This is a genomic window from Hymenobacter aranciens (assembly GCF_030580865.1).
In the GTDB taxonomy this organism is placed as follows: Bacteria; Bacteroidota; Bacteroidia; order Cytophagales; family Hymenobacteraceae; genus Hymenobacter; species Hymenobacter aranciens.
Map to the genome: position 1 here is coordinate 151,004 of NZ_JAUQSY010000014.1, position 9,113 is coordinate 160,116.

Genomic DNA, 9,113 nt, shown 5'->3' on the forward strand with positions numbered 1-9,113 from the left:
AATGACTACCGAAAGCCCTTCCGACTACAACGACCTCGAAACGCTGCCCACCGCCCAGCTGCTGGCCGGCATGAACCAGCTCGACCAGACGGTGCCGCTGGCCGTGCAGCAGGCCCTGCCGCAGCTTGAGCAGTTGGTAGAAGCCACCGTGGCGCGGCTGCAGGCTGGGGGTCGGCTGTTCTACATCGGCGCGGGCACCAGCGGGCGGCTGGGCGTGGTGGATGCTTCGGAGTGCCCGCCCACGTTTGGCGTGCCGGCCGGGCTGGTGGTGGGCATCATCGCGGGCGGCGACACCGCCATCCGGCAGGCCGTGGAGGGCGCGGAGGATGATGCTGAGCAAGCCTGGCTCGATTTGCAGGAACACAATATCAGCGAGAAAGATGTGCTGGTGGGCATTGCCGCCTCGGGCCGCACGCCTTACGTCATCGGCGGTTTGCAGGCAGCGCGGGCGGCAGGGCTGGCCACCGGCTGCATCGTGTGCAACGCGGGCTCGGCCGTAGCGGCAGCGGCCGAGTTTCCGGTAGAAGTAGTGACGGGACCGGAGTTCGTGACCGGCAGCACGCGCCTCAAGGCCGGCACGGCGCAGAAGCTGGTGCTCAACATGCTCACTACCGCCACCTTCGTGCGCCTGGGCCGGGTGAAGGGCAATAAAATGGTAGACATGCAACTCTCCAACGAAAAGCTGGTGGCCCGCGGCGAGCGGATGCTGATGGATGAGTTGGGCGTGAGCGAAGCCGAAGCGGCGGCGCTGCTACGGCAGCATGGCAGCGTACGGGCGGCTTTGGCGGCGCGCGCCTAGCGTCATAGAATTTGCTTCAGCTTGTGCCCGAAATGCTTGCTTTTTCAGCCGAACGATTCGGCCGAATTGGCGTTTCAGATACGCGCCGGCCACACTAGGCGCCACTGCCCATGCACACCATCGAACCGCACTACAACTGGATTGACCAGTATTCAGCCTCTGAGGACCCGCGCTCGCCGCTCTTCGAAGCCGAAAACAGCTTAGAGACCTTCACCAATACCATTTACGGCTACTATATTCACCCGCAGTGGGATAGTCTGGGGTCCGACACGCTGTTCTGCAAAATCCTCTTCGTCGATTACGACGACGGCATCGGCATTCTCGAATTCATCGGCGAGTGGAACGACGCCATCGAGAACGACGTCATGGAGCTCAAGCGCAACCTTATCGACGTGATGGTGCACGAGGGTATCCGCAAATTTATCCTCGTGGGTGAGAACGTGTTTAACTTCCACGGCTCCGACGACGAATACTACGCCGAGTGGTTTGAGGAAGTAGAAGATGGCTGGATTGCCGGCGTCAACTTCCAGGAGCACGTGCTGCGCGAAATGCGGCAGTACAACCTTGACAGCTACATCAATTTTGGCGGTGACTTGGATGACTTGCCGTGGCGGACCTACGAGCCACGCCGGTTGTTTGAGGTAGTGGATGCAATGTTGCGGCGGCGGTTGGGGGCGGGCTAGTATCTGTTGAACGCACTAAAAAAAATCCCCTTGGCTAATCACCAAGGGGATTTTTTATTCAGTTACATCACTCAAGCTACAAGAACTACCTTACGTGCAGTAACTTCAGAAATGAAGATATTAACTTCGGCAATCTGTGCTTGCACCTGCCGTAAATCAAGCGCCCGGTCAAGAGCAGCTACAGGACCACGAGCTTGTTGACTAGCCTTGAGGTTGTCACGGCGTTGAGTTGCCCGCCGCAGGTCGCCCTCGGTATTAAAACGAGCCTTGCCACCTTCCGGCAAGGTGGGCACTACAGGCGTCAGTGCGGCAATAACCGCTTCTTGAGCAGCCAAGTCAGCTGAAATATCGGTAGCACTTTCGCTAGTACGGTCGCCTTGGGCGTTGAGTACCGTTTCGCGAACAGTCAGGTCACGCAATTCGCGTTGAGCATGTTCCAACACAGTGTTACAATCAGCAACACTGGTCAATAGGTTAACGGGGTAAGCCATCTTAAAAAGGTTAAAAGGGTTAAAAAATGGTGAATACACCCTAATAACGCAGCATCTTTTTTTTATTGTTTGGACGAATAAAATTTTTAAACAGTTTATACCCTTAGGCTATGGATAAAAACTAAGGTTAATAAGTAAGCGGTAATGGCAAGTCTTGTAAGCAGCAGCTAAAACAGTAGCCAGTATGCTGGTAACGATGGCGGCCCAGCAAATATTGGATGGTCGGCAAAAAGCATCCGTTAACCGAGAAAGTGCCTTCGTTGAACGAGGATATTCCCTTGCCACGGCTGTTAGCGGTAGTTTTGCAGCGCATTAAAAAATCCTTTTTGCTCTGCTAAGACCGATGCGTAAGCCATTGCTTCTGACCGCTGCTGCGGCCCTATTTGCCATTTTATTTTCTACGGGTGCCTTTGCCCAATCTACCCCCAGCTTTGTTACCGGTATGGGCTACGAGTCGGGTTCTACCAGTCGTAGCGACGCAGCTGGCTTATCGCTGTTGCGAGGTCATATTACTAGTCCGGTTGGTATACTGCCGGGAGCTATTGTGGAGCTGACGACCACCAAACAGCGTTGCGTAAGCAATGCTGCCGGAGAATTCAGCATATTACTGCCCGCTGACGGCACCCCGCAGGAGGCTACAGTTAGCTTTGCCGGCTTTGCTGATGAAATGGTAATCCTGTCTATTGAGGCACCGGACCCCGTCATTGAAATCAAGAAACCGCAAACCATCAAAGTGAGGCGTGAGCAGCGTCTGGAATCGTACCTCAAAACGGCACGCCGACAGTCTAAAAAAGAGCTCCGCAACGTATAATACCCGTTCTATTTAACATTATAATGAAGCCTGGACTCTGACGGTCCGGGCTTCACTCGTTTATCCAGTTCACGTAGCCTGGAAATCTTACGTTTGCGCAACGGTCTGAATGGACAACACGCCCGCTAGTGTGGTAGCCTCAGCTTCGAGGGCGGCCCGCCTTACCAGCTGTAGGGTCAGGGTGGTGGCCCAGCCCGGGTACAGCCCTGCCTCCTTGAGCCGCACGGCTTCAAGCGTTGCCAGCCACTTTTGAATATGCAGCTGCTCGGCAGGGCTGACCAGGAAGGGAGTGCCCGGCTCAGGAGCAAGCAGCGTTGCCAATACGGCCGTGGCCCAGCGGCGGCGCTCGTGCCGGCCGATGCGTTGCTGCAAGCCTTGAATGGCGTGGCCCAGCAGTGTCATCTGGGTAATGCACTGGCGCTGGCGGCGGCGCAGGGCCACGGCTAGCAGAGCGGGCCCACCTGCCGGCTCCAGCAGTAGCTGAACTGCCGGGGCAACCCGTAGCGCAACGCTCGAAGCCGGTGCCACTGCCCCGGTGCCTTCGGGAGGAGGCAGCAACTGGGCGAGCCTAGTCAGGCGCAGGTTGGGGTACACGGCTGCCTGGCGGCGGCCGGCTTCCAGGTGGGCCACCTGCCCGGGGCTGACGCCCAGGTAGGCGGCCAGCTCGGCCTGCGTCAGGCCAAAATGGGCCCTTACGTCAGCGGCTAGGGTGGTAGAATAAGTTGCGCCAGGCATAAGCACAGTAGTAACGTAGAGAAAGCAGAACTTTTTTCCAGTTACTCTACAACGTGGTAGAGCCAGCCAAAAAAAATCAGGTTTCCTCTACAACGTGGTAGAGTTGGCGCTGGTATTTTTTTCCTGCTCTACACTTTCTGTTACTCGCCTGGCTACCGCGTAGCCCGTGGCAGACGCTATCCTACCCCCACAAAAAAACCCACCGGATGCCGGTGGGCCTTTCCATCTGTATGCAACATTTTTTTTCTCACTCAACAGTTGGTTAAACTAACCAAGCAAGCTCAATTGCCAGGTTGCTGGCCGCTGGGCTCCTGGTGCCCGACAGGCTCCGGGAGGACGCGGCCGGTGGCGGACCCATCGGCCGCCGGACTGGCTGGTAGGGTGCCGGGGTCGTCCTGGGAGGTAGCATCATTCCCAAAAATGATGGCTCCCTTGAGCGAGGCCCGGCCATTGTTATTGAAATTGCCGCCGATGTGCAGGGTGGCGCCGTTGGTACTGGTCAACGTGGCCCCGGCGGCAATGGTCAGGTCTTTGGTGGTGGCGGTGCCGGTGGTCAGGGCCGGGTAGCGGCCCAGGCCCGCCGGCAGCACGGCGCTGGTGGTCAGCGAAGGCCGCAGGCCGTGGCGCCAGTTGGCGCAGTCGGCCCATTCGGCGCTGACCTGGCCGGTCCACACGGCGCTGGTTTGGGCAGTGGGCGGGGCCACCGTCACCGTTACCGTGGCCGTGCTGGTGGTGCCGATGCGGTCGGTCACGGTAAAGCGGACGCTGTTATCGCCCATATCGGCACAGGTAAAGCTGGTTTTGGAGAGGCGCAGGGCCCCTTCTTCGGCGAGGCCGCAGTTGGCCTGGCTGCCCTTGTCTACCTGCCGCACGTCGAGGGTGGCCTGGCCGCTGGCATCCAGCAGCAGCCGCACGTTCTGGGTTAGGGCTTCGGGCCGGCACACCGTGAGGGGCTGCCGGCTGGTGGCCGAGCCGTAGGGCGTGGTCACGACCAGCGGGCCGGTGCGGGCCCCGGGGGGCACCACCACATTCAGTATCCGGGTGCCGTCGGCGGCGGCCGTGAAGCCGGTGGTCACGGCGTTGCCGCTGGTGCCGGCAAACGTGACGGCGGTGGCCTCGGCCAGGCCGGTGCCGGTGATGCTGCAGGTAGCCCCTACAGCCGTTTGCAGGCTGCTGACGCTGGTGATGGTGCGGGCCGGCTGGTTGAGGTGTATGCTCACGCCCGGGCCGTAGGGGTTCACCAGCAGCAGGTCGAGGTCGCCGTCGTGGTCTACGTCGCCCAGGGCCAGGCTGGCCGGATAGTCGGCGCAGGGGTTGCTGCTCACGCCCAGGTCGGGGTTGGGGCTGAACAGGCCCGCGCCGTTATTGAGCCGCACACTGGCAGTGTTGCTGCTGGCATTGGCCGTCAGCAGGTCGAGGTCGCCATCGGCGTCCACGTCGCCCACGGCCACGGCCCGGGGGTTGGGGTCCACGCTCACGTCGGAGCCGCCGGCAAAGCTGCCGGTGCCGCCGTTGAGGCGCACGCTCACGGTGCCGCTGCCGGCGTTGGCCACCACCAGGTCGAGGTCGCCATCGGCGTCCACGTCGGCGGCTACTACGTTGCGCGGGTTGAAGCCGACGCTTACTTCGGCCCCGCTGCCGAAGCTGCCCGCGCCGTTGTTCGGCCGGATGCTCACCGTGCCGCCGTTGGAATTAGTGGCCAGCAGGTCGAGGTCGCCGTCGTTGTCCACGTCGGCCAGCGTTATCCCACAGGGACCGGCGCCCACGGTTACTTCGGTGCCGCCGCCGAAAGCGCCCGTACCATTGTTGAGGCGAAGGCTGACGGTGGTGCCCGTGCCGGTGCCCCGCCGAATGGCGGAGCCCGGGCCGTAGTTGGCCGTCAGAAGGTCGAGGTCGCCGTCGCCGTCCACGTCGCCCAGGGTCAGGCCGGTCGGAATAGCGCCTACGGCCACCTCCGTGCCGGCGCCGAAACGGCCCGCGCCGTCGTTGCGGCACACGGTCACGCTGTTGGCCGTGTAGTTGGTCGTGAGCAGGTCGAGGTCGCCGTCGCGGTCCACATCGGCCAGCACCAGGCCGATGGGACCCGTGCCGACGGGTATCTCCGTGTCGCCCCCGTAGCGGCCCAGGCCGTTGTTGAGGCGCAGGCTGACGGTGTTGGGGCCGAAGTTGGCCGTTAGCACGTCCAGGTCGCCGTCGTTGTCCACGTCGCCCACGGCCATGCCGTTAGGGGTGCGGCCCACGGCCACGGTAGCGGCGCTATCGGGGTAGGCAAAGCTGCCCCGGCCCGGGCCGCCCGTAGCCACGGTAAACTGGTACACCCGGGCCCTACCGGCAGGAGCGCTAATGGTAGTGAACACGGTTTCGCCGGGCAAAAACTCTTCGGCCCCCGGCACGAAGCTCAGGGTGCGGCCACTCTGCAGCACGGCGGCGCCGTGCGTGCGCAGACCACCCCGCTGGGCTGAGTACACGCTAAGCGCCCGGGCCTCGCCGGCGGCCGGCGGCCCGCCGAAGCTGACCGTGACCGGGGTCGTGCGCGCTACGGCCCGGCCGTTGGGCAGCGGACTCAGGGCGGTGATGCCCGGGGATTGCGCCCGGGCCGTCGTTGCGAGTCCAAGCGAGACGCCGCCGAGCACAATGAAGCAAAAACGAGGTGACATAGAATAAAGAATACCAGCAAACTATCCGGCTGATTAGCGCCGCTGAAGCTTATTTTCAAAACGGCTCCGGGACAGGAAATCCCCGGGCGCAACAGGCAGATGTGGTGGTGATGACGGCTGGAAAGCCCGCCAGCCTGGTCATCACCCCGCCCACGTTAGGCAACCAGTGCACCCGGCTGCCTGTGAAGTAGCGGATATGTTGTGGAAATACTAGCTATAAGTGGGCACAAAATTGCGGCTAATCAGCAAGCGCTGCTGGATATTTACCTTCAACTGCAGTTATGCTAGCCCCAACTGCTAAACCAGTTACCCCAACACCGGGCGGGGGCTTTATCACCCTGATAACTCAGGCGCTACCGGCCACTGGGAGCAGGCAGGAAAAATGGTCGAAAACCACTTTGAACGTCATGCGAAGCTGGCGTCCGCTTTCTGCCCTCAGTTTGACTCAGGCAGCTTTTAAGCTGTGTGGACAGTAAGCGAAAAAGTAGCGCGAAACTCCGTTTCCGCGACGAGCGCAGCGAGTTCTAACGTTTGTGGACGCCTGGAACTCGCTGCGCTCGTCGCGGAAACGGAGTTTCGCGCTACAAAACAGCAGCTGTTCACAGGCCCTACGCCCCACCAGCACTATGGCCGGGCCTCCGGGGCACAAAAAAAGGGCTGGCCAATGGCCAACCCTTTTTCGAGTTACAACGGGAGGATGTGCCCTCCCAATTGCGTCAATACTGCTTACGGCTGGTAGACCCGGGCAGTGTAGGTACCAGTAGCAGTGCGCAGGCGCACCACGTACCAGCCCGTGGTCAGGCCAGGCAGAGCCAGGGAGCCGGAACCGGCCACGGCGCCTACCCGGTGCTGCACCAGCTGGCCGTTCATGCTGTACACATCCATCGTGGCGTCGGTCAGGGCCGGGCCGGTGTAGGTGTAGTGCACGATGCCATCGGTCAGCACGGTCGGGAATACGGTGAAGGCTGCCGCCCGCGGGGTGAGTGTTACCACCCGCACCGGCGAATAAGTAGCCGTACCGTCAGTATCTACCTGCCGCAGGCGGTAGTAGAGGGTCTTGGTTTCGCCGGGGAGTTTTTCATCCAGGCGCGTGTAGGCTGTCGGGGTGGCTTTGGTGCCCTGCCCGGTTACCTCGTCAATCTTGGTAAAGCGGCGGCCATCGAGGCTGCGCTCTACTTCGAAGCGGTCGTTGTTCTTCTCCGAGGCCGTATTCCAGGTCAGGAGCACGGCGGCAGCTTGCGCCTTGGCCGTGAAGTCGGTCAGCTCTACCGGGAGCGGCGCATCCGCGTTGCCGAGGGTCCAAACCGACAGCTTGGCAATGCCCGCCCGCGTCACGGTGTTGGCCGAAGCATCCATCGTGGCACCATCTACCCGGGCCCAGGGGCCGGTCATGCCATTCTCCGATTTGAAGAGCTTGAGGCGCGACTCGCTGATGCTGTTCAGCTCGTGGTCGAAGTAGTTGAACACCATGGTCAGATTCAGGTTCGCGTCCACCGTCGGGATGATGTCGAACACGCGCCCGATGCTCTGGTTGCTGTTCACCCCCGTCACCGGCGAGCCGGTGATGCGGCGTACCAGCGTGCTGCCCGGCAGGGCGGGGCTGCTGGCGGCGGGCGTCAGCGTGACGCCGATGCCGCCGAAGCTGCTGCCCGTGCCGGCGGTGCTCAGGGTGCGGGTGGTTTCCACGGTGCCCGTCACGTAGCTCGTTTCCGATTCGGTGATGGTGGCCGTGTTGGCCAGCACCACTTTGTGGCTGCCCGTAGTCAGGAGCGTGCCGCTGGTCAGCGTCAGGCTCGTGCCAATGGCCAGGTCGCGGCCCAGCTCCACTTTCGTGCCGCTGGCTTTGTTCACCGTCACCGTGGTGAAGGCGGTGCTGCTGCTGCCGCCCAGGGCCTGGGTGGCGGCACTGCCCACGAACGATACCGGCCCGTCGAAGGTGGCCGTGCCGTTGTTGGCAAAGTCACCACTCACCTGCAGGGTCGCGGTGCCGTTGCTCGTCAGGCTGGCGCCGGTGGCAATGGTCAGGTCCTTGACATTGGCCGTGCCAGTAGTGAGTACCGGATAACGCGACAGCGAAGCCGGCAGCGTGGCGCTGATGAGCGTCGAGGGCACCAGGCCGTAGCTCCAGTTGGCGCAGTTGTTCCAGTCGTTGTTCACCCCCCCCGTCCAGGTGGTCGAGGTGGTGGCCGCCGGCACGGTTACCGTCACCGTGGCCGTAGCCGTACTGGTAGTACCGCTAGCATCGGTCACGGTCAGGGTTACCGTATTGGCGCCCAGGTTGGCACAGGTGAAGCTACTCGGCGACACGCTCAGCGCGTTGGTCGTCGCAAAGCCGCAGTTGGCCGTGCTGCCGTTGTTCACGTCGGCCGCCAGCACCGTAGCGATGCCGTTGGCGTCCAGGGTCACGGTCACGTTCTGGGCAATAGCCACCGGACGGCAGACTGTGAAGGTCACAGTGCTGCTGTACTGTCCATACGGAGTCGTGATGGTTATCACACCGGTCTGCGCCCCGTTCGGCACTACGATACCCGTAATCTGGGTGCCCGCAGCGTTGATGGTAAAGCCCGTGGTAACCGTGTTGCCACTGGTGCCGGTGAAGGCAACCACCGTCGTCCCCTGCAGGTACTTGCCGGTAATGCTCAGGGTCGAGCCTACTGGTCCCTGCGTCGGGTTCAGCGACACAATGGTCGGGATTTCGTTCAGGCGCACGCTGACGGTGGCCTGGCCGTAGTTGGCCGTCAAGAGGTCCAAATCCCCGTCATTATCGAGGTCGCCCAAAGCCACGTCGTACGGCCCGCCCGCCAGGGCTACCTCCGGCGTCGAGACCGGCACCGTGAAGGCGGCCGAGCCGTTATTCACACGCACGCTGGCCGTGTTGGCCCCCTGGTTGCCCACGACCAGGTCCAGGTCCCCGTCGTGGTCCACGTCCCCCAGGGC

At 62.1% G+C, this 9,113-nt stretch carries 7 protein-coding genes; 3 read left to right on the forward strand and 4 right to left on the reverse strand.

Translation table 11 applies throughout. The features are described from left to right. Window position 1 precedes the first annotated feature (1 nt). Window positions 2–799: an N-acetylmuramic acid 6-phosphate etherase gene (gene murQ / locus Q5H93_RS19160; protein ID WP_305008267.1), complete on the forward strand. Its 798-nt coding sequence runs from the start codon at window positions 2–4 to the stop codon at window positions 797–799. Between the two features lie 110 nt (window positions 800–909). Beyond that, window positions 910–1,482, forward strand: a complete 573-nt coding sequence (locus tag Q5H93_RS19165; protein ID WP_305008268.1) for a hypothetical protein — start codon at window positions 910–912, stop codon at window positions 1,480–1,482. A 71-nt stretch (window positions 1,483–1,553) separates the two neighbouring features. Here the strand turns inward: Q5H93_RS19165 and Q5H93_RS19170 are convergent, their stop codons facing one another. After that, on the reverse strand, window positions 1,554–1,973 hold the full coding sequence (locus tag Q5H93_RS19170) for a hypothetical protein (protein ID WP_305008269.1): 420 nt from the start codon (window positions 1,971–1,973) through the stop codon (window positions 1,554–1,556). 343 nt (window positions 1,974–2,316) lie between these two features. Between Q5H93_RS19170 and Q5H93_RS19175 the strand changes: the two genes are divergently transcribed. Further along, window positions 2,317–2,784 carry a peptidase associated/transthyretin-like domain-containing protein gene (locus tag Q5H93_RS19175; RefSeq protein ID WP_305008270.1) on the forward strand — a complete coding sequence of 156 codons (468 nt, stop codon included), beginning with the start codon at window positions 2,317–2,319 and terminating at the stop codon, window positions 2,782–2,784. An 87-nt stretch (window positions 2,785–2,871) separates the two neighbouring features. On the opposite strand, the gene Q5H93_RS19180 is transcribed toward Q5H93_RS19175, so the two are convergent. The 3 genes from Q5H93_RS19180 to Q5H93_RS19190 all read right to left on the reverse strand — a co-directional run. Beyond that, window positions 2,872–3,519: a helix-turn-helix domain-containing protein gene (locus Q5H93_RS19180; RefSeq protein WP_305008271.1), complete on the reverse strand. Its 648-nt coding sequence runs from the start codon at window positions 3,517–3,519 to the stop codon at window positions 2,872–2,874. A gap of 281 nt (window positions 3,520–3,800) precedes the next feature. Beyond that, complete coding sequence (locus Q5H93_RS19185) at window positions 3,801–6,176, reverse strand: FG-GAP repeat domain-containing protein (RefSeq protein WP_305008272.1); 2,376 nt, start codon at window positions 6,174–6,176, stop codon at window positions 3,801–3,803. 726 nt (window positions 6,177–6,902) lie between these two features. Next, window positions 6,903–9,113 (reverse strand): FG-GAP-like repeat-containing protein (locus tag Q5H93_RS19190; protein WP_305008273.1); only part of this gene is annotated, 2,211 nt, incomplete at its 5' end.

Bases quoted from the DNA above. Each gene is read 5' to 3' on its own strand.
- murQ (WP_305008267.1), top strand. From the start codon at position 2: ATGACTACCGAAAGCCCTTCCGACTACAACGACCTCGAAACGCTGCCC.
- Q5H93_RS19165 (WP_305008268.1), top strand. From the start codon at position 910: ATGCACACCATCGAACCGCACTACAACTGGATTGACCAGTATTCAGCC.
- Q5H93_RS19185 (WP_305008272.1), bottom strand. From the start codon at position 6,176: ATGTCACCTCGTTTTTGCTTCATTGTGCTCGGCGGCGTCTCGCTTGGA.
- Q5H93_RS19180 (WP_305008271.1), bottom strand. From the start codon at position 3,519: ATGCCTGGCGCAACTTATTCTACCACCCTAGCCGCTGACGTAAGGGCC.
- Q5H93_RS19175 (WP_305008270.1), top strand. From the start codon at position 2,317: ATGCGTAAGCCATTGCTTCTGACCGCTGCTGCGGCCCTATTTGCCATT.
- Q5H93_RS19170 (WP_305008269.1), bottom strand. From the start codon at position 1,973: ATGGCTTACCCCGTTAACCTATTGACCAGTGTTGCTGATTGTAACACT.